Annotated in this window: 19 protein-coding genes and 2 tRNA genes; 16 read left to right on the top strand and 5 right to left on the bottom strand. The window is 55.6% G+C overall.

Annotated features, from left to right (window positions below; all coding sequences use genetic code 11):
• The first annotated feature begins 95 nt into the window (after positions 1-95).
• The 7 genes from pheT to K1V27_RS12650 all read left to right on the top strand — a co-directional run bounded on the left by pheT (position 96) and on the right by K1V27_RS12650 (position 9104).
• Complete coding sequence (gene pheT / locus K1V27_RS12680) at positions 96-2501, top strand: phenylalanine--tRNA ligase subunit beta (protein ID WP_258930370.1); 2406 nt, start codon at positions 96-98, stop codon at positions 2499-2501.
• Between the two features lie 70 nt (positions 2502-2571).
• Positions 2572-2907 (top strand): PilZ domain-containing protein, encoded by a 336-nt coding sequence (locus tag K1V27_RS12675; RefSeq protein WP_258930369.1) that lies wholly within the window; start codon positions 2572-2574, stop codon positions 2905-2907.
• A 269-nt stretch (positions 2908-3176) separates the two neighbouring features.
• Positions 3177-3725 (top strand): manganese efflux pump MntP, encoded by a 549-nt coding sequence (locus K1V27_RS12670; RefSeq protein WP_258930368.1) that lies wholly within the window; start codon positions 3177-3179, stop codon positions 3723-3725.
• A 92-nt stretch (positions 3726-3817) separates the two neighbouring features.
• Entirely contained in the window at positions 3818-6844 is a 3027-nt protein-coding gene (locus tag K1V27_RS12665) for an AIR synthase-related protein (protein WP_258930367.1), read from the top strand.
• 35 nt (positions 6845-6879) lie between these two features.
• On the top strand, positions 6880-7689 hold the full coding sequence (locus K1V27_RS12660; protein ID WP_258930366.1) for a phosphoribosylformylglycinamidine synthase subunit PurQ: 810 nt from the start codon (positions 6880-6882) through the stop codon (positions 7687-7689).
• Positions 7690-7706: 17 nt separating this feature from the next.
• Positions 7707-8525, top strand: a complete 819-nt coding sequence (purN, locus tag K1V27_RS12655; RefSeq protein ID WP_258930365.1) for a phosphoribosylglycinamide formyltransferase — start codon at positions 7707-7709, stop codon at positions 8523-8525.
• A gap of 123 nt (positions 8526-8648) precedes the next feature.
• Positions 8649-9104, top strand: a complete 456-nt coding sequence (locus tag K1V27_RS12650) for a DsrE/DsrF/DrsH-like family protein (protein ID WP_258930364.1) — start codon at positions 8649-8651, stop codon at positions 9102-9104.
• Between the two features lie 55 nt (positions 9105-9159).
• On the opposite strand, the gene K1V27_RS12645 is transcribed toward K1V27_RS12650, so the two are convergent.
• From K1V27_RS12645 to K1V27_RS12635, 3 genes are all read right to left on the bottom strand, one after another.
• A complete protein-coding gene (locus K1V27_RS12645; protein WP_258930363.1) occupies positions 9160-9342 on the bottom strand; it encodes a hypothetical protein in 183 nt (60 codons plus the stop codon).
• Between the two features lie 59 nt (positions 9343-9401).
• On the bottom strand, positions 9402-9701 hold the full coding sequence (locus tag K1V27_RS12640; protein WP_258930362.1) for an HNH endonuclease: 300 nt from the start codon (positions 9699-9701) through the stop codon (positions 9402-9404).
• A gap of 143 nt (positions 9702-9844) precedes the next feature.
• A complete protein-coding gene (locus tag K1V27_RS12635; RefSeq protein ID WP_258930361.1) occupies positions 9845-11293 on the bottom strand; it encodes a DegQ family serine endoprotease in 1449 nt (482 codons plus the stop codon).
• 327 nt (positions 11294-11620) lie between these two features.
• Here K1V27_RS12635 and K1V27_RS12630 point away from each other — a divergent pair, with 327 nt between their 5' ends.
• Positions 11621-11953 (top strand): hypothetical protein, encoded by a 333-nt coding sequence (locus tag K1V27_RS12630; RefSeq protein WP_258930360.1) that lies wholly within the window; start codon positions 11621-11623, stop codon positions 11951-11953.
• A gap of 28 nt (positions 11954-11981) precedes the next feature.
• On the opposite strand, the gene K1V27_RS12625 is transcribed toward K1V27_RS12630, so the two are convergent.
• On the bottom strand, positions 11982-14201 hold the full coding sequence (locus K1V27_RS12625; RefSeq protein ID WP_258930359.1) for a RelA/SpoT family protein: 2220 nt from the start codon (positions 14199-14201) through the stop codon (positions 11982-11984).
• Positions 14202-14483: 282 nt separating this feature from the next.
• Between K1V27_RS12625 and K1V27_RS12620 the strand changes: the two genes are divergently transcribed.
• Together K1V27_RS12620 and K1V27_RS12615 are read left to right on the top strand one after the other, a co-directional pair.
• Positions 14484-14557 (top strand) — tRNA-Gln (locus tag K1V27_RS12620).
• Between the two features lie 6 nt (positions 14558-14563).
• Positions 14564-14639, top strand: a tRNA-Glu gene (locus K1V27_RS12615).
• 104 nt (positions 14640-14743) lie between these two features.
• Here K1V27_RS12615 and K1V27_RS12610 read toward each other — a convergent pair.
• Entirely contained in the window at positions 14744-15517 is a 774-nt protein-coding gene (locus K1V27_RS12610; RefSeq protein WP_258930358.1) for a tyrosine-type recombinase/integrase, read from the bottom strand.
• A gap of 242 nt (positions 15518-15759) precedes the next feature.
• On the opposite strand from K1V27_RS12610, the gene nifH reads away from it, so the two are divergent.
• The 6 genes from nifH (at position 15760) to K1V27_RS12580 (ending at position 20847) form a co-directional block, all read left to right on the top strand.
• Entirely contained in the window at positions 15760-16584 is an 825-nt protein-coding gene (nifH, locus tag K1V27_RS12605; protein WP_258930357.1) for a nitrogenase iron protein, read from the top strand.
• An 85-nt stretch (positions 16585-16669) separates the two neighbouring features.
• The gene (locus K1V27_RS12600) at positions 16670-17026 is read left to right on the top strand and encodes a P-II family nitrogen regulator (RefSeq protein ID WP_258930356.1); all 357 of its coding nucleotides are present in this window, start codon (positions 16670-16672) and stop codon (positions 17024-17026) included.
• Positions 17023-17406 carry a P-II family nitrogen regulator gene (locus K1V27_RS12595; RefSeq protein WP_258930355.1) on the top strand — a complete coding sequence of 128 codons (384 nt, stop codon included), beginning with the start codon at positions 17023-17025 and terminating at the stop codon, positions 17404-17406. The genes K1V27_RS12600 and K1V27_RS12595 overlap by 4 nt, the downstream gene beginning before the upstream one ends.
• Positions 17407-17468: 62 nt before the next feature.
• Positions 17469-19133 carry a nitrogenase molybdenum-iron protein alpha chain gene (gene nifD, locus K1V27_RS12590; RefSeq protein ID WP_258930354.1) on the top strand — a complete coding sequence of 555 codons (1665 nt, stop codon included), beginning with the start codon at positions 17469-17471 and terminating at the stop codon, positions 19131-19133.
• A 22-nt stretch (positions 19134-19155) separates the two neighbouring features.
• A complete protein-coding gene (gene nifK / locus K1V27_RS12585; protein ID WP_258930353.1) occupies positions 19156-20532 on the top strand; it encodes a nitrogenase molybdenum-iron protein subunit beta in 1377 nt (458 codons plus the stop codon).
• Positions 20533-20544: 12 nt separating this feature from the next.
• Complete coding sequence (locus tag K1V27_RS12580) at positions 20545-20847, top strand: (2Fe-2S) ferredoxin domain-containing protein (RefSeq protein ID WP_258930352.1); 303 nt, start codon at positions 20545-20547, stop codon at positions 20845-20847.
• The last annotated feature ends 29 nt before the right edge of the window (positions 20848-20876 follow it).

The raw sequence follows: 20876 nt of genomic DNA, 5'->3' as shown, positions 1-20876 counted from the left end.
TTCATAGCAATAGGTATTGCTTCTCCAATTGCATTGCAAATGGCTGCTGACGGTGCTCGACCGCAAGACGATGGAGATAAAGAGGAATCATAGGAATGATTGCTAGTCTAAAGTGGCTGCAGAACTATGTGGATATTTCCATACCGGTGCAAGAACTTGTCACGCGTTTGACTATGGCCGGCCTGGAAGTTGAAGCCGTGCGCAATCTCGATGCTCAGTTGCAGCAAGTGGTGACGGTCAGGGTGGAATCCATCGAACCGCATCCGAAGGCAGATCGGCTTCATCTCTGCCAGGTTGCGGATGACCAAAGGACCTATCGGGTCGTCTGTGGAGCGCCAAATCTTCAAGTGGGCAAGGTCGTTCCTCTCGCTCTTCCGGGCGCCCGTTTGGCCGATGGTGAAATCCTCAAGGCGGTTGAGATCAGGGGCGAGATGTCCCAGGGTATGCTCTGTTCGCAAAGGGAATTGGGCCTGGGCGACGATGCCGACGGCGTCTGGCTGCTGGCTCCGGATACGCCCGTTGGAATTCCCGTTGCGCAAGTGATGGGAGACGGCGATGTAATAATCGATATCGGCATCACGCCAAATCGTGGGGATTGTCTTTCCATCATCGGCATAGCCCGGGAGATTTCCGCCATTTGCGGTTCACCCTTGCGCTATCCTGATATTGCGCTGTCGGAAGGTGATGCGGATATCGGCTCGTTGAGCTCTGTGACCGTGGATGATCCCGTGGGGTGCCCCCGCTACGCCGCTCGTATCGTTCAAGGAGTGAAGATAAGTGGTTCGCCGGCCTGGCTGAGGCAGAAACTGGAAGCGGTGGGCATTCGGTCGATCAACAATATTGTCGATGTGACCAACTTCATCTTGATGGAGATGGGCCAACCCCTGCACGCCTTTGATTTTGACCGACTGGCGGAAAATCGAATCGTCGTGCGGCGTGCTGGAGAGGGCGAACGATTCACGACCCTCGATGCGGTGGAGCGGGTTCTCTTCGCAGACACTCTGCTCATCTGCGATGGCAGGAATCCGGTCGCCATTGCCGGCATCATGGGTGGGTTGGATTCGGAAATCAAGGCGGATACGACTCGAGTGCTGATCGAGAGCGCCTACTTTCAACCGCAGTGCATTCGCAGGAGCAGCAAAAAGCTTGGCCTGCGCACGGAATCGAGCTTCAGGTTCGAGCGCGGCGTGGATCCGGCGGGGCTCGTGCGCGCCTTGGATCGAGCCGCTCAGCTTATGGTGGAGGTTGCAGGGGGAGAAATTGCCCGCGGGCGTATCGACGTATACCCGCACCCCATTGAGCCCCCCGTCCTGCGGTTGCGTGTGGATCGTACCAATCGCCTGTTAGGGACCCGGCTGAAGTCTTCCCAAATGGCGGAGGTTCTGCGCCGCATCGAAATGCAGGTGAAAGAGACGGACAGCAACTGTCTGGAGGTCGTTCCACCTTTGTTCCGGCCTGATATCACTCGCGAAGTGGATCTGGCAGAGGAGATCGCGCGTCTGGTCGGCTACGATAAGGTGCCGGTCACCGCTCCTCAAGCTGCCGTTGAAGCCGCTTCCTTTGACCCCCATCTGCGTGCGCGCCAGGAAGTGAAGTTCCTTTTGCAGGGAGCGGCTTTTTTTGAAGTGCTCAATTATTCCTTTATCGCGGAGGAATCCATCCAAAGATTGCGTCTTCCAGTCGGTGATCCGCGGCTCAGCCCCGTCCGTCTCATGAACCCGCTCAGCGAAGAACAGGCCGTGATGAGGACCTCCCTCGTGCCGGGATTGCTGGAGACGGTCAGATACAATTTCGATCACGGCAATGACGATCTGCGCATCTTTGAATTGAGTAAAGTCTTTTCCGCCATTGGTGGAGCAGACCTTCCCGAGGAGCGTCACCAGCTTGTGGGAGCAATGGCCGGCAGATTGATTCCTGATCCCCTGTACGGCGGCAGGGAAGAAGTGGGATATGTGGATGTCAAGGGTACAGCAGAAAGTATTCTGAGTATGTTCTACCTCGAGGGAGTCGCCTTTGCTGTAGATGAAGCAGCCCCATACCTGGATCCGAAAATGATGGCTTCGGTCTATTGCAAAGGGGAATACCTGGGTTGCCTGGGCAGGGTCCATCCCGAAGTGGAAGAAGCGTTTGACCTCAAGAGGGCCGTATATCTTTTCGAGTTTGACTTCGATCGCCTGTTCAACCTCAGATCGTCTCGCCCTCTGTTCCGACCGCTGCCTAAATTCCCTTCGGTGACGCGCGATATGGCCATTGTGGTTGATGCCGCCGTCAGGGTTCAGGAACCGTTGGACTATATCCTCGAGCTGAAGGAACCGCTGCTGGAACTTGTGGACGTTTTTGATGTGTTCAAAAGTGAACAACTGGGAGCGGGCAAGCGGAGCATCGGGTATCGGCTGGTGTACCGGGCTGCAGACAGGAATTTGACCGATGAAGAAGTGAACGCCGTCCACCAGAGGCTGGTTGATAAGGTGCTCGGGAAGTTTGGAGCCACTCTGCGGTAATTGCAGAGCGATACCCAGAGAGAAGCGGACTATGGGAGAACAGGAAAGGGCTATCCTCAAGGAGAAGACAATGCCGTGCCAGGTAACCTACTTCCTGAATGACGATTGGGTCGGGGACGGTACTTGCACCCATCTGAATGAGCATGGCATGCTGGTTCGGTGTGACAAACCGGTTTCCCTCAATAAGAGGTTGAAACTGGTGCTGCAGTTTCCGGGAGGCCAGCAATCCGTTGAAGTTCAGGGCATTGTCGTTTGGGCCAACATACACGGACCGGCGGATGCTTTTACCCCGAGAGGAATGGGGGTGAAATTTGTGAATCTCGACAGAAAAGCCGAAAGGTTCCTGGTCCAGGCCGCTTCAAGATACGAAGCTCAAAGCAACATTTACAAATGCTACTACAATTGATCTTCCGGATCGTTCCCAAGGCTGCTGAACCCTTTCCCACGGACCTGGGGGAAATGTGAGACAGCAAGCCAACCTGTTACTGTACTGTTCAAGAAAATGATTTTGGCTTCCAAGCAGGCTGGGTTGAGGCACTAAACCCAGCAAAATGGGCGTTGGGTTGCCTCACGCGAAACGCGTGATTCAACCCAACCTTCTACAGCAAGAACATTATCTTGGAAGCTGTATTAAAAATCATATCCAGGAAGTCATAGTTCGAGAAGAAAGTAGCCTTGAAACCCATTGAGACAGCGTTGGTGGCGGTAGCTCTGGGGTGTGATGCGTTTGCCGTGGGCCTCGGTGTGGGGACCCGGTTCTGTGCTCCCCGACAAGTTTTTCGCCTCTCCTTTCACTTCGGTCTATTTCAATTCCTGATGCCCCTGGTGGGCTGGTTCTTTGGGCAGAACCTGGTGGGAGTGGCCCGCCAATGGGCACCTTGGATTGCCTTCGCCCTGCTCTTTTTTATCGGCGCAAAAATGAGCTATGAAAGCCTGCGCCCGGAGCTATCCGAGCAGACGGCCCACTGCCCGGACCCGACTCGCGGTTTCAGTCTGGTAATGCTCTCGGTTGCTACCAGCATCGATGCCCTTGGTGTTGGTTTCAGCCTCGGTATCCTTGGTGAAAGCTTGTTGGTCACAGCCACCTGGATTGGTGTTACCGCCTGCGCCATGACCTGGGCTGCCATGAAGCTGGGCAATCAGTTGACGCAAAAGTTCGGGCGCAGCATGGGCGTTGTGGGCGGCATCATCCTCATGGTCATCGCGGTGAAGCTGTTGGTGTAGCGGACCGGGAAGCAGACCATGCGCGCCGGGCTGTGCTCTGGGCAAAACGGATTTTTTTCCAATGAGTTGTTGCGGTAGCAAGGGATTTTGTCATGGCTGAAAGAATCGAAATTTCCCTGAAGGACCATTTGTTTGATCCGGAAGGGGCAGGGCTTTGTCGGCGGATAAAGGAATATTTCGGGTGGCATGTCGGGCGGGCACGGGTCATTCATGTTTTGACCCTCGATACCACCCTGACGGCCGAGGAACTCGATTCCGTGCGCAGGGAAGTGTTCACCAACCCGATCACCCAGGTGTCCGCCTGCCATTCCCTGGCCGGAGATTTTGACTGGGCCGTGTGGATCGGATTTCGCCCGGGGGTTCGGGATACCGCCGGCAGTGTTGCCATTGAAGCCATCTCGGATTTTGTCGGCAGATCCCTCGGGAAGGATGAGGCTGCCTACACCTCAAAGCTCTATTTATTGTCGGATGCCCGTTTGCAGCGCGTACAGGTGCAGACGATCGCGCGTGAACTGCTGGCCAACGATATCATCCAACAATGGCGGATTTACTCTCGCTCCGAGTGGGACAGCGCCAATGGAATTGGGGTCATCGTTCCGCGCGTGGACCTGGCTCACACCCCTGCCGTGGAGACCATACCGATCCCGTCGGATGACGCTCTGATGCAACTGAGCCAGGAACGGAACCTCGCCCTGAACCCCCAGGACGTGCCCGTCATCAGAAATTATTTCCTGCGGCCCGAAGTCCTCGAAGAGCGCAAAAAAGCAGGCCTCTGGCTGCCCACTGATGTGGAATTGGAAGCCATTTCTCAGGCGCGCAGTGATCATTGCAATCACAACACCTTTCGCGGCAGGTTCCACTACCTCGATGTAACAACGAATGACGCGCTGGTGGTGGACAACCTTTTCAAAACCTGCATAGAAGCCCCAACGCTGGCTCTGCAGCAAGAAAAGGAGTGGGTGATATCGGTTCTTTGGGACAATGCGGGAGTGGCACGTTTTGACGCAGAACACCATTACTCGATCACCGGCGAAACACACAACAGTCCTTCCAACATGGAAGCATACGGCGGCTCACTGACCGGAATCGTGGGGATCTATCGCGATATCATGGGAACCGGCAAGGGCTCGCGCCTCATCGCCGGCTTGTACGGATATTGCGTCGGTCCCAGAGACTATGCGGGTCCTCTCAAGCCCCACCTGCACCCGCGCCGACTTCTGGACGGAGTCGTTGAGGGAGTCAAAGACGGGGGCAACAAGCACGGTGTCCCCACGCCTTTTGGCAATCTATTCTTTCACCCTGCCTACCTGGGCAAATGTCTGGTCTTCGTGGCTTCCCTGGGAATCATGCCGAAATCCATCAAGGGACTTCCGTCAGAGCAGAAGTGCCCCCAGCCGGGAGACCTGATCGTCATGAGCGGCGGGCGCGTCGGCAAAGATGGGATTCATGGAGTGACGGCCTCAAGCGAAACCTACAGTGAGCACACCCCGGCAGGCCACGTGCAGATTGGAGATCCCTACACGCAAAAGAAGATGCATGATTTTCTGCTGGAAGCGCGTGACGAGGGACTCATTTCATTCATAACCGACAACGGCGGTGGCGGGCTCTCGTCATCCATCGGCGAGTCAGCTCGATTCTCCGGCGGCGCTTTTGTGGAGTTGGACAAGGTGCCCCTCAAATACGAGGGTCTTGATGTTTGGGAGATTTGGGTTTCCGAGTCCCAGGAGCGTATGACGATTGCCGTCAATCCCGCTGATATCGATCGTTTCCTGGCGCTCTCCCGCAAGCATGACGTGGAAAGTACGGTCATCGGCCGCTACGAATCCCATGGTAAACTGCACATCACTTACCAGGGGAAAACTTGTGCGTACCTGGATCTCAGCCTTTTCAGTCAGGACTTTCCCCAGTGGGAATTTGATGCCCATTGGCAGTCCCCGGAGGCGCGCGGGTTGGTGGAGCCCGTTGTGAGTGAACCGACAGATTATGCGGGGCTTTTTCATGCTCTTCTGGGACGTCCCAACATGTGCTCCAGGGAATGGATACAGCGCCAGTACGATCATGAAGTCCAGGGTGGGAGCGCTGTTAAATATCTTGTGGGGCGGGAGCGCGATGTACCGAACGACGCCGTTGTGCTCAGGCCGATACTTGACAGCAAGCGCGGATTGGCGGTCGCCCAGGCGTTGAACCCCAGCTACTCGATCATTGATTCCTATGCCATGGTGGCGTTCTGCATCGATGAGGCGGTGCGACGCCTCCTGGCTGTTGGAGCCAAACTCGATGAAATCGGCGGTGTGGACAATTTCTGCTGGCCGAGCATTCAATATGATCCCGTACACAATCCCGACGGACGCTACAAGGCGGCCCAGTTGGTGCGAGCCAACTGGGCGCTGCGTGACATGTGTCTTGCCTATGGAATTCCTCTCTTGTCGGGTAAAGACAGCATGTATGTGGATGGGCATCTACCCGGGGAATACGGCGAGCGTCATAAAGTAAGCGGCCTGCCGACCATGCAGTTCACTGCCACCGGGGTGGTCGCTGATGTGACCGAAGTGCTCACCATGGAAAGCAAAATGGCTGGAGATCTGGTCTATCTTGTGGGGGCAACCGGCAACGAACTGGGTGCCTCAGAATATTACGATCTTCTAGGCTATGTAGGCCTCCAGGTTCCCAAAGTGGATGTGCGGCTCAACCAGTCTGTCTATCGGGCATTGGAAAGGGCCTTGCAGGCAGGCTTGCCGGCCTCCTGCCATGGCATCTATCGTGGCGGATTGGCTGTCCATGCGGCCCTGGTAGCTATGGGCGGACTCTTGGGCATGACGCTCGATCTATCCCGCGTTCCCCTGAAAGGTCCACAGTTCCAGGGTCCCGATGCGGCTGCATCCTTTCTTCTTAGAGATGATCAGATCCTTTTTAGTGAATCCTGCGGCAGATTTCTGGTGACACTGCCGGCGGATAATTGTGCAGCTTTCGAAGCGCATTTCCAAAATCTTCCGTGTGCCTGTATCGGGGAGATCACAGCCGAGCCCCGGCTTTTGATCAAAGGGGTTAACGGTTCGATTTTACTGAATGAAGCTGTGGTAAGACTTAAGACATCCTGGAGCAGAATGCCTGCCGCCTGAGGCGGATAGGCATTGCGTGGTTGTGGAGTGTTTTCATGAGCCGCATAAGAGCTTTAGTTTTGACCGGTTTCGGCCTGAATTGTGATATCGAGACGGCATACGCGCTCAAGAAGGCGGGTGCCCGGGCCGAACGTATTCATCTCAACCATCTGATCGATGGCGTCAACAGGTTGAAGGACTTCCAAATATTTGTCATCGGTGGCGGTTTTTCGTGGGGAGATGATCACGGGGCCGGGGTCATTCTGGCGATGCGCCTCAAACACCGCTTGCAGGATGATATCCTCAATTTTGTTCAGGCGGGCGGCTTGGTGCTCGGCATCTGTAATGGCTTTCAGGTCATAGTGAACCTTGGGCTGTTGCCCGGCTTCGAACCTCATCAATTGCGGCGCGATGTTGCCATCATCGGCAACGATTGTGGAAACTTCAGGGATCAATGGGTTCGTTTGGGCGGTAATCCGGCGTCGCCCTGTATTCTGACGCGAGGCATCGATACGATTGAGTTGCCCGTTCGCCATGGGGAAGGGAAGTTTTACGCCGAGACCGGGGTTCTGGAGCGGCTGGTTTCCAGCGAACAGGTGATCCTGCGCTATACAACAACGGATGGACGTCCGGCTGCGGGTGAGTTCCCCGACAATCCCAATGGTTCGCTTGGCGACATTGCGGGCATCTGCGATCCTACCGGCCGCATTGCCGGCCTCATGCCCCACCCCGAGGCTTTCAATCATTGCACAAACCATCCTGACTGGACTTACCGGAAGGAAGTGTTGCGACGGCAGGGCAAGTCGCTTCCCGAAGAGGGCGACGGCATAAAGATGTTCCGCAACCTCGTCGATTATTTTGCTTAACGGGATCCTGCAATCACATGACGCTAAGGCAGAACAATAAACTGCGGCTTGCTGTCCTGATTTCGGGCGGCGGCACCAACTTGCAGGCGCTCATCGACCGGGCCCGGGACGCCAGGCTCGCAGCCGAGATAGTCGTTGTGGCAAGCGATCGTGCCGACGCCTTGGGATTGGTCCGCGCTCAGCGCGCAGGAATTCCGGTCCATGTTGTTGACTACCGTTCCTGCCTGCAGCGCGACGCCGCACAGCTCGCATCTCAGGAACTCCCCGTCGATCTCAGGCAACTGGATCGCACTCAAAACATCCTGCGGCAACAGGATTCGAAAAAGAGGCTGCTGCACCTTGGCCGATTGGTTTTGGCCGAAAAGGATTTGCTTGCAGTGCTGCGCCCATATCGGCCCGACTTAGTTTGCCTTGCGGGTTTCATGAGGCTCATGACCCCATATTTCCTTTCCCAGTTCAATAGGGAACAGGAACTGCGTGTGTTGAACATCCATCCAGCCATGCTGCCCGCGTTTCCAGGGCAGCATGGCTACGAGGATACCTTCAACTACGGCTGTAAGTGGGGCGGAGTCACCGTTCACTTTGTGGACGAAGGGGAAGACACCGGGCCAATCATAGCCCAGGCGGGATATCCCATATGGCCGGGGGATGATGTGGAAACGATCCGCCAACGGGGTCTGCAGTTGGAGTATGAGGTTTATGCTCAGTGTGTCAACTGGCTCGCAGCGGGACAGGTTCACGTGGCACGGCGCGCGTCCGGACGCCTGTACACAGTGATCACCGATCCTTTGTACAGAACAATCGTAAGTCAATGGTTGCAACAGTCACTCACCTGAAGGGGTTTTCATAGGATGTTGCAGCGACTGTGCTGCCCCACGCGCATGCTGTGCGATTAGAGAGTGTTTCTCTCGGCAGCCGATCCAGAAAACTGAACAGCTACAACTTTGGGAGGATTTGTCATGGCCGACGAACAAAGCTCGCAAAAGACATCTTGCACTTTCATCTGCAGCAGGGACACCATTGATGGAGTTTATCCGTCGCTCATTCTAGCCATTAATGCAAAACGATTGGGCATGGAATCGACTATCTTTTACACTTTTATGGGGATCAATGTGATTCGCAAAGAGGGCGCCAAAAGGTGTAAATTTGTGCCGTCCGGGGTAATGGGGTCGATACCGGGAATGTCCACCGTGGCTACCAAGATGATGAAAAATAAAATCCACGCTGCCAACATCCCCTGTCTGGAAGATCTCCTGGAAATGGCCCAGCTGGAAGGAGTCCGACTGGTGGCGTGCAAGATGACCATCGATATGATGGAGTTCAATGAGGACGATTTCATCGAGGGCGTTGAGATTCAAACAGCTGAAGACTACCTGAAGCATGCCCGCAACTGCAAAATCAATATGTTCACCTGAGACTTATTTTGGAAAAGCGGGAGACAATGCTTGGCAGAAATGTAACCTTTTATTCTTAACCGGTGGATCGGCCGCTCTCTGAAACCTTGTCATTCTCTTCTTCCTGCATCCGCCGATAAATGGAACAGCAGGAAATGGCCGCTTGCTTCTGTTCCATCTCTTCCTTGGTCCTAAATACCCAGGTGCCCGGTTCCGAAAAACAATAGATGGCCAACTCGCAATTTTTGCATTCTTCCATATGCATTGCCTTTTATTGGATCAGGTGTGGGAGCAACATTTTTTCTCGATAACACACGGCTAAAGACGTGCCAAATATTCTTGCCACTCCAGCGGAAGCAGGTAGCGTTTTTTGCTATTGCAGGTTTTGCAAGCTGGCACCAGGTTGCCTCGAGTGGATCGGCCGCCTCTGATGATGGGCACAATGTGGTCCATGGTCAATTCTTGGGGAGGCGTGGAGTGTCCGCAATAATAACACACACCCTTGGCGATCTGATTGCGCCACCACTGAGTCTTGCGCATCGCTCTCGCCTTGGCCTTCTCACGTTCCACCGTGCCGGGTTCCAGGCTGACCGTAAAACTGGCTTGAAAAGCTTTCATGCCTTGCTTGAACCTCATTCCTCCGGTTGCATCCGTGTGGGATGCAATACCGGTTTCCGCTCATGCAGATAAACCATACGGCCGGCGGAGCTCCATTGAGAGGGGTGCCGCCAGCCGCATCACGCTATGCCGGTATCGATCAATTAGTTCTGGGCGGCTTTGAGAGCCACGTAGAACGTGTTCTCTCCCCGTTTCACCAGCAACAGCAAGCTCTCCTCCTTCTTGGCCTTTTCGACGGCCTGCTTATAGTCTCTCAGATTCTGAATCTTCTGTCGATTCACTTCCTTGACCAGATCGCCCGCACGCAGTCTTGCCTCGGCCGCAGGACTTCCCGGTTCGATGTCCGAGATCATGACACCGCGTTCATCGGCTTCCCAGCCAAACTGTTTGGCCAGCTCCGGCGTCAGGTTCTGAACGGTCAGCCCCCAGGCCGATTCTTTTTTGGCGGGTGCGGTTTCCGTTCCATCTTCGGGCATGGTCCCAATGGTGACCTCCAGGTCTTTGGTCTTTCCGTCGCGGATGAGCTGTAAAGTTATTTTGCTGTTGGGAGGTGTGGCAGCCACACTGCGCGACAGGGAACTCGAATCGCTAATGGGCTTGCCGTTCATGGCGACAATGATGTCGCCCTGCTTCAGTCCTGCTTTCTCAGCCGGTGAATCGCCGAGCACATCGGCAACCAGGGCACCCTTGGCTTCCTTGAGGTCAAACGATTTGGCCAGCTCCGGCGTGATATCCTGGATCATTATGCCAAGCCAGCCTCGAATGACTTTTCCAGCCTTCAACTGTGGGAGGAGATCCTTTGCCACATTGATGGGAATGGCAAAACCTATTCCCTGGCCTTGGGCGACGATGGCGGTATTGATTCCCACCACTTCACCCTTCATGTTATACAGAGGACCGCCGCTGTTGCCGGGATTGATGGCCGCATCGGTCTGCAGAAAATCATCGTAGGGGCCGGCTCCAATCACCCGCCCTTTGGCGCTGATGATGCCGGAAGTCACTGTATGCCCCAGTCCAAACGGGTTGCCCACGGCCATAACCCAATCACCGACCCGAATGGCGTCCGAGTTCCCCAGGCGGGCTGCCTTGGGCATATCTTTCACGCCCTCGACTTTGATGAGTGCAAGGTCGGTTTTGGGATCGCGACCGACCACCTTGGCGTCATACTCTTTGTCGTTCTCCAGCTTGATTTTTATTTCACTTGCTTTTTCCACAACATGATTGTTGGTCAGGATGAGGCCGCTTTCATCGATCACAACCCCTGAGCCAAGGGCGTGGGTCTTCATTTCACCTCGCGGCATATCGCCAAAAAAGCGTTTGAAGAAGTCGTCCCCGAAAAACTCCCGAAAAGGCGAGTTGGGGTTCATGAAAGGGTTGTTCATCGGATTTTCTCGCAGCACCTGGGTGGTTGAGATATTGACTACGGCGTGCTTCACCTGCTCGGCCAAATCTGCAAAGGACGGCGGGCCTTGCTGGCTGCAGACTGGATCGACGGAAAGCGCCTGCGCGGCGGCCAAAATCAGCAACGCACATCCGATCACCGCTAGCTTATGCCATCGGCTCAACCTGGAAATGGAATGTTTCAATTTCATCCAAACTCCTTTCAAACGTCTACCCTCATTTCCTGCATACAGAACCGCCTTTTGGGGCGGTCAGCGAGACACCTGCAGGGTGGGACCATGGTATGTTTACTTTATCGTGGCTGCCTGCTGGAAAAGTACGGCTCACATCTCAAATCCCCTGTCCAATCCAGCATTATCGAATGCTATCAATACGGCTGCCAGGATATCAAAATATCGAGCCAAACTCAATCGTTCGGCCGACTTCCAATATCATGAAAAATCTGTTATGCAAACAGCATAAACAAACTGGTTGAAAAATCAAGCAATCTGCTGGAGCTCAAAGGGAGGTTAAAGCACTTGGCCAGGCGACTGAATTTGATCGAAGGTTGTGATAAAGCGGTAGAGATAGTCTCGTGCGCGCAGGAAATGAAGCAACTGTACTGGCAGGCCGTCAAGAGTTTTGGGGCAGGCGAGCTGAGAACGGGTATCCTGGATTTGGCAGTGGATTCCTTTGAGGATGAAGATGTCAAAAACGAGGTCTTCTCGAGTGACGAAGGCATGTTGGCCTTCTTCTGCGGGATTTGGATACAGTTTCTGCTCACCGAGATTGCCGGGGTCAAGAAAGACAAGCTGCAGGCCCTGGCCAGAAAAGTATTCAGGGAAATTCAAGAAAAACAGTCGCTGAACTGACTGTCACCCAGTACCTCATGGCCCCTGCCTAATGAATCGTCCTCGGACCTTCTTCCTGACCATAGTTGTCGATGGTGATGCGATCCGTGGGCAGACACCTGAAAAATTCGCGCGCCTCACCAAAGCTTTGTATTTTCACAGTGATCAGCACCACCGGCTGATTGTGCTTGTCTGTGCCGCGGCCGATGTACTCTATTTGGGCGCTCGTGTTCAAAAGATTTGCCAATGAGCGGATCACCGATTGTACTTTTTCCTGAAAAACGCGCAGAGTGAAAACCAAAGGGCGGCGCCACACCGATGCTTCGTCCCAATGCACCTCGAGCAGCCGTTGGGGCTCAAGATCGTGGCGATCCAGCAAATCGGAGCAATCTCTGTGATGAAAGGTGATCCCGCGCTCACTCAGTACCGCCAGAACGTTCTGCTGCCCGGGAAACGGGTTGCAGCAGCGGGCGAACTTGTGAATCCCTCTATCCAGTTCCGGGACCGTCAGCACATTTCGTTCGTGGGTGAACAAGTGCCTGCCGGGCGAGAAGTTCTGATCCTTGTCTCGCGCTTGCGGCTTGATGAAGTAATAGAGCACGACGTGTGGAGAAATCAAATCCTGGCCCACGCGCACAAACAGCTCCGGGAGGTTCTTGATGTTGTGAAATTCGAGGATGAGCCGGGTGTCCTCATTTTTCAGAATGTCTGACGACAGCCCATGGCGGTTGATTTCCTGTAACAGTATCTGGTGGCCGATGTCTTGAGCATAGCGCAGCCTCTTCTGCTGCAGGTGCTTATTCAAAGCGGTGCGTGCCTTGGGGGTTTTGCACAATTCTTCCAGTTCGGGGTCGACGTCATACGGCTCCGGGGAAGTGACGATTTCCACCACATCGCCGTCACTGAGAGCGCGCGTGGGCGGGGCCCATTCGTTGTTGATGTGCGCTCCTTTGCAATGATCGCCCAACTCCGAGTGAATCTTGTACGCGAAATCCAGTACCACGCTCCCTTTGGGCAGGTAGTAAATGTCTCCCTTGGGACTGTACACGAAGGTTTCCTCGGCCTCCGACAAGCGAATGAGCGCCTTGCGCTGAGGTCCAGCTCCACCGTATTCGCCGATGCTACGCAAAAGTTCGCTGATCTCCTGCCAGTGTTCTTCCGACATCGGCTTATCGGAGCTCCATCGCGTCAGTATCCCATAGGCTGCAAATTCGTCCATTTCGGGGGTGCGAATTTTGATGAGGTAATTCTGGCCGGCAACGTGAACGCGCACGTGCAAACTGCGGTAGCCGTTCATTTTCGGGTTGGAGATGAAGTCCCTGAGCGTCCTCGGGATGGGGGGAAACATGGAATTCACGATGCCAAGTGCTGAATAGCAAGCCACCGTGTCCTGCGTATCCAGGATTACGGCAAAATCCATGTGATTTTCGCTGTTGCTGATGTCCAGGGTCTTCTTGATGGGATCGTAGTATGATCCCAGGCCCTTGGCGCGAGGCCGAATGGTTACAGCCGAGGAAAACTTCCCGAGTGCCTTTTCCAGTTCGTTTTCGAACTCAACGACCACCGGTGAACTGCGGAATCCGCGAATGAACTGCAAAATCTTTTTGCTTTTCTTGGGGTACAGGTAGGAAAGTGCCAAATGATACAATTCCCGCTTGACAGGGAAAATATTGAGTTTGGCCGCTATCGGGGCGTATACCTCGATGGTCTCGTGGGCAATGCGCTGACGCTTTGGTTTCGGCAGGTGGTGCAAGGTGCGAAGGTTGTGCAGGCGATCGGCCAGTTTGATGATGAGGACTCCCAAACGGCGACTGGCGGTTAAAAATATCTTACTGTGGGTCAAGTCCTTGAGAATTGCTTTATTGGGGTAGTGACGCGTTAATTTGGTGCAGCCGTCGACCAACTCGGCAACCACCTCGCCAAAACGCTCTTGAATATCTTCCAGTTGGATTGATGGGACATCTTCCACAACGTCATGGAGAAGAGCGGCCGCGAGCAAATGAGGATCTTTCAGCTTCAATTCGTGGGCAAGAATTTCCGCCACGGCAAAGGGATGGCTGATGTAGGGGTCTCCCGACTTTCTCTTCTGTCCGGCATGAAGTTCGTGGGCGAACAGCAGGGCCTGGTAAAAGACCGCGTTCTCAGCGTCGTCTTCATCAATGTATTGGGCCATCTTCGACCGATATTGTTCAGGGTCGGACAAATAGGGATCGTTTGCCTCGGCGGGCGGCGACCAGGCCAGCTTATGGGCAGCAGGTTGAAAGTTCACGCATACCTCGAATATATCTGTATTGGATAGCAAATATCTGACTCTTCTCCTTGATCCCTTATTGGCCCGCAGTGCCTGTCTCAGCGGCTGATCGCTTTCCATGGGGACGGAGGAACGTCCTGGCGCTTCATAACCTGTGATAAGGGCAGTAATTCCGAGAGGAATCTTTGTCCTCATGGGCTGAATCAATATTATAGAATATCCGCCAGACAAAAGACAAGCGTAACACCGGCCTAGACTCTTGACTTGTAAAATCAACTTGATTATCCTAAGCGGACTTGCTGGGGGATCGTCTAGCGGCAGGACGGCAGACTCTGGATCTGTCTACCTAGGTTCGAATCCTAGTCCCCCAGCCAAACAAAGGTCCCATCGTCTAGTGGTCTAGGATATCGGCCTCTCACGCCGAAGACACGGGTTCGAACCCCGTTGGGACTACCAAGTGATTTCCACAACTTAGTTGTGGCGGCTTAGCGACCCTGACCCTTTCGTGTAAATTTACGTGTAAAACGGGTGTAAATTCGACGTCAGGTGAGGTTCCGCGATTAACGAAATCGAACGAGCCGCAGATATGGCCGCTCCTTGGTTGAGCCACCAACCCGGGAGCGGCTTTCTTCATTTTGCGCCGGCGCCGCTTTCGGCTCCGGCAACTCCCGAACCTCCGGCGCTGCGGCCGTCGGCAAGGGCTCTCTCCTGAATGCATCGTCCAGAACTGCCCTGAAGCCTCGCAATTTGTGAATATACTTCGATGTCGTATTGGCACTCTTGTGCCTCAGAAGAGACTGGATGGTACTCAGGGGGTAGTTCTTGTCATCCAAAATGCTCGCTGAAAGGTGCCTTATGGCATGGATTCCAAACCTGGGCACCCCTGCCTTATCGCAAAGTTTCTTCAGCCAGTGATACCTGCGCACGAAGGGCTTACCATAGTACCCTTTGCCATAGGGTGTCGTGTCTTCGCAGTTGAACACATATTGACTATCCTTGGAGGTCCGATTCTCATGCCACTCCTTCAAGGCTTCCTCCAGTTCCCGGGTCATGGGGATCCGGTCGGCTTCCAGACCACCCTTGCGCTTCCTGGTCCATAACCTGATCCGGTGTCTGCCAAAATCCACATCGGACCAAATCAGCTGGAAGATCTCCGTTTTCCTGGCGGCCGTATGCAGATAAGCGGTGAACATGACCCGGTCCTGGCCGGATGTCAGGTCAAATACCTTCCAGAAATCCTCCGCCGGCGGAATATGCCGGGGATGCTCCTCCGATTCCTGTCTTTCGGCCTTGGCAAAGGGATTGGCCTCGGGCCAACCGGGCAGGTATTTCATCACATCCTAGCTGCAATGAGGTTTTTCGGCGCGCAAGCTGGATGCCTACAATAATGTAGGGTGCCCTCGACGTTTATGTAGGAGCGGCAATCCTTTCGGGCTCCCCCCCAATGCCCCACGCTAAAATAAGTATGCACTTAATTTCAGACAGATAGCCGCTGCCAACCGGTTCCTGGGCGCATCTGGCACAGTCCGTGCCTTATACCCCCGCAACACCACATATGATCAGGAGGAAACAGGCAATGAGAAAAGTAGCGATTTACGGCAAAGGCGGAATCGGGAAATCCACGACAACTCAGAACACGGTGGCCGGCCTCGCGGAGATGGGCAAGAAGGTGATGGTGGTGGGTTGCGATCCCAAAGCAGATTCAACTCGGCTGTTGCTGGGCGGGCTCTCCCAGAACACGGTGCTCGACACCCTGCGCGAGGAGGGCGAGGACGTGGAGCTGGAAGACATCCGCAAGGTGGGTTTCAAGGGCGTGATCTGTGTCGAGTCGGGCGGTCCCGAGCCAGGCGTCGGCTGCGCCGGCCGCGGCATCATCACCTCGATCAACCTGCTCGAGCAGCTCGGGGCCTATGCGTCCAGCGAGGAACTGGACTACGCCTTTTACGACGTGCTCGGCGACGTCGTTTGCGGCGGCTTCGCCATGCCCATCCGCGAAGGCAAGGCGCAGGAGATCTACATCGTCGTATCCGGGGAAATGATGGCCATGTACGCCGCCAACAACATCTGCAAAGGCATTGTGAAATTCGCCGAAGCCGGTGGTGTGCGGCTTGGGGGAATCATCTGCAACAGCCGCAAGGTGGACAACGAACAGGCTATGATCGAGGCGTTCGCCAAAAAGCTGGGCACCCAGATGATCCATTTCGTGCCGCGCGACAACATGGTGCAGCGGGCTGAAATCAACCGCAAGACGGTCATCGAGTACGACCCGGAGCACTCCCAGGCGGATGAATACCGCACTCTCGCAAAAAAGATCGAAGAAAACGAGATGCATGTGATTCCCAAGCCGATGCACACGGATGAGCTCGAGAAGCTGCTGATCCAGCACGGCATCGCCAATTGAGAGAGGCCAGACAGCAGGTGAGAAGGTTAGTCAGCAGTGGGCCTGGTGAATGGAAGGCCTGCGGAGAAAGGAAGGATAGAACATCATGATAATGATCAGATCAGTTGTACGGCCGGAAAAAGTCGATGATGTGCTCGCCGCCTTGATGGACTCGGGGTTCCCGGCGGTCACCAAGATGTCCGTGGTCGGGCGCGGCAAGCAGCGCGGAATCAAGATCGGCGAGATCACCTATGACGAAATCCCCAAGGAGCTGCTGCTCACGGTGGTGAAGGACCAGGACAAGGAGTTTGTGGTGAAAACCATCATGAAGGCGGCGCGGACCGGCGAGAAGGGCGCTTACGGCGACGGCAAGATTTTCGTCTCTCCGGTCGATGAAGTCTACACCATCAGCTCCGGCATCCGCGAGACCCCCTCGGGAGAGCCCGAAGAGGTGAAGCTATGAAGGAGATCATGGCCATTGTCCGCATCAACATGATGAACAAGACCAAAAGAGCCCTCTCGGACGCGGGCATTTCCTCCATCACCGCCCGGGATGCCCTCGGCCGCGGCAAGGGGCTGGTCGACCTGAAGCTGCTGGAAGGGGCGGAAAAGGGCTACGAGGAAGCCGTCGCCCAGCTGGGGCAAAGCAATCGACTGATCCCCAAGAGAATTCTGTTCATCGTGGTCCCGGACAAGCTGGTGGCAAAGACGGTCAAAACCATCATGCGCGTGAACAAGACCGGCAAGTCGGGCGACGGCAAAATCTTTGTCCTGCCGGTGCTGGACGCCCTCCGGGTGCGGACCGGCGAAAGCGGCGACCGGGTGCTCGATGAAGTGGTTTGATGAATCAGGCTGCGCTGGCAGGCGGCTGCAGTCGCCAGCCGTTCGGCTCAAAGGAGATGCAAATGGCGGCATTGCTTGAAGGATGCTTCAACCTGGACACCGACGAGGTTTGTGAGATCAAGCCGGAGGACGTGAAACAGGAGCTCATCCAGAAATATCCGGTAAAGGTGGCTCGCAAGCGGGCCAAACAGATCGTTATCAACAAAGTGGACGAGTGCGGCCAAGTCCCGGAAATTCAGTCCAATGTGCGCACCATTCCCGGCATCATCACCCAGCGCGGCTGCACCTACGCCGGCTGCAAGGGCGTGGTGCTGGGACCGACCCGGGACATCGTCAACCTCACCCACGGTCCCATCGGCTGCGGTTTCTACAGTTGGCTCACGCGCCGCAACCAGACCCGGCCCAACGGTCCCGATGACCATAACTTCATGACCTACTGTTTCTCGACCGATATGCAGGACGAAGAGATTATTTTCGGCGGCGAAAAGAAACTGCGGCAGGCCATCCAGGAGGCCTACGACATCTTCAAGCCGAAGGCCATCAGTATCTTTTCCACCTGTCCGGTGGGGCTGATCGGCGATGACGTTCACCAGGTCGCCCGGGAAATGAAGGAAAAGCTGGGCATCAATGTCTTCGCCTTCAGCTGCGAAGGCTACAAGGGAGTCAGCCAGTCGGCCGGACACCACATCGCCAACAACGGCATTTTCACTCACGTGGTGGGGCTCGACGACACGGTGCGCGAAGGCAAGTTCAAGCTCAACCTGCTGGGCGAATACAACATCGGCGGCGATGCCTTTGAAATCGAGCGGATCTTCGAGGAATGCGGCATCACCCTCGTTTCCACCTTCAGCGGCAACTCGACCATCGACCAGTTCGCCAATTCGCATACCGCCGACCTCAACCTCATCATGTGCCACCGCTCCATCAACTACGTGGCGGAAATGATGGAGACCAAATTCGGCATCCCCTGGATCAAGGTGAATTTCATCGGCGCCGAGGCGACCGCCAAGTCACTGCGCAAGATCGCCCGCTACTTTGAAGACCAGGAGCTGATGGACAAGGTGGAGGCAGTGATCGCCCGCGAGATGCCCGCCGTCGAAAAGGTGCGGGAAGAGGTCAAGGCCAGGTGCCAGGGCAAGCTGGCGATGCTCTTCGTCGGCGGCTCGCGCGCTCACCACTATCAGGAATTGTTTGCTGAGATCGGCATGGAAACCATCTCCGCCGGGTACGAGTTCGCCCATCGGGACGACTACGAGGGCAGGCGGGTGTTGCCCAACATCAAGGTCGACGCCGACAGCCGCAACATCGAAGAGCTTGAAGTCCATCCCGACCCGACCCGCTTTCGCCCGCGCAAGCCGGCCGGGGATCTCGCGCGGCTGCAGGAGCAGGGCTTCCGCTTCAAGGATTACGACGGCATGATGGCGGAGATGGGTGACGGCAAACTGGTGATCGACGACATCAGCCAGTACGAGACGGAAAAACTCATCGAAATTTACAAACCGGCCATCTTCTGCGCCGGCATCAAGGAAAAGTACGCCGTTCAGAAAAGCGGCATTCCCATGAAGCAATTGCACAGTTACGACTCGGGCGGACCTTATGCGGCTTTCCGCGGGGCCGTCAATTTCTACCGGGAAATCGACCGCATGGTGAACAGCAAAGTCTGGAGCTACCTGAAGCCGCCCTGGGAGAAAAACCCGGAGCTGGCCGCCAAATACGCCTGGGATTGATTGAGAAAGAGAGGAACGCGCGATGTTATTGCGACATACGCCAAAAGAGATCACCGAGCGGACGGCGCTGACCGTCAACCCGGCCAAGACCTGCCAGCCGATCGGCGCCATGTATGCGGCGCTCGGCATCCACAACTGTCTGCCGCACAGCCACGGCTCGCAGGGATGCTGTGCCTACCACCGGAGCACCCTGACCCGCCACTACAAGGAGCCGGTGATGGCCGGCACCAGCTCCTTCACCGAAGGGGCTTCGGTGTTCGGCGGGCAGGCCAACCTGCTGCAGGCCATCGACAACATATTCACCATTTATGAGCCCGATGTGATTGCGGTGCACACCACCTGCCTGTCTGAAACCATCGGCGACGACATTGTGCAGATCGCCGCCAAAGCCAAGGACGACGGCAAGGTGCCGACCGGCAAGTACGTCATCCACGCCAACACCCCCAGCTACGCGGGTTCGCATGTGACCGGTTTTGCCAATATGACCAAAGCCATGGTGGATTACTTCGCTCAGTCCACCGGGCGGCGGGAGGATGTGGTCAACATCGTTCCCGGTTATGTCGAGCCCTGCGACATGCGGGAAATCCGGCGCCTGGCAAACGAGATGGGGGTCCGCACCATCCTGTTCCCCGATACCTCGAATGTCTTGAATGGACCACAGACCGGCCGCTACCAGATGTTTCCCAACGGCGGCGTGACCATCGAGGAGCTGATCAAGACCGGCGACAGCCGCGCCACCATCGCCCTGGGGCGGCTGGCTTCGGGCCCGGCGGCCCGCGCGCTGGACGGCAAATGCAAGGTGCCGTGTGAAATCCTCGATCTGCCCATCGGCCTGCGGCAAACCGACCTGTTCGTCGACGCACTGCGCAAAATCGCCGGAGTCAACGTGCCCGATTCCATCAATATCGAACGTGGCCAGCTACTGGATGTGATGACCGACATGCATCAGTACTTTTACGGCAAAAAGGTCGGCCTGGTGGGCGATCCGGACCAGCTGATCGCGCTCACCGATTTCCTGGTCTCCATCGATATGCAGCCAATCCACATCGTCACCGGCACACCGGGGAAGAAGTTTGAACAGCGCATCAGGGAAATCACCGCGGCAGTGCCCCACGCGGTCAACGTGCGCGTGGGCGGCGACATGCTGCTGTTTCACCAGTGGGTGAAAAACCAGCCGGTGGACCTGCTGATCGGCAACACCTATCTGAAATACATCGCCCGGGACGAGGACATCCCCCTGGTTCGCTTTGGCTTCCCCATTCTGGACCGGGTCGGCCACAGTTATTTGCCGACCGTGGGATACCGAGGCGGATTGCGCCTGCTGGAAAAAATCCTCGATGCGCTGCTCGACCGCATGGACCGGGACGCACCCGAGGAACGCTTCGAACTGGTCATGTAGATGGAGAAAAAAATGCCCAAGCCACAACATCACATCTTTGTCTGCTGCAGCTTTCGCGGCACCGAAGCGAAGGGAAAATGCATGAAGAAGAATTCGCTCGATTTCATCCCCTACATCGAGGAAGAAATCGCCGACCGCGGCCTGGACGCCATGGTTTCCAGCACCGGCTGCCTCAAGTATTGCGAGGAAGGCCCCGTCATAGTCGTTTATCCGCAGGGCTATTGGTATGGGGGAGTGACCGATGAGGGCGTCGTCGACGAAATACTGGACGCCCTCGAGCAAGGGAAAGCGGCGGAAAGCTACCTGCTGAGTTGAACGAAGATTTTTCCACCCGCTTTCGACAC

Source organism: Desulfoferrobacter suflitae (assembly GCF_022603395.1).
In the GTDB taxonomy this organism is placed as follows: Bacteria; Desulfobacterota; Syntrophobacteria; order Syntrophobacterales; family Syntrophobacteraceae; genus Desulfoferrobacter; species Desulfoferrobacter suflitae.
This window is presented reverse-complemented; position numbering and strand designations above follow the sequence as displayed.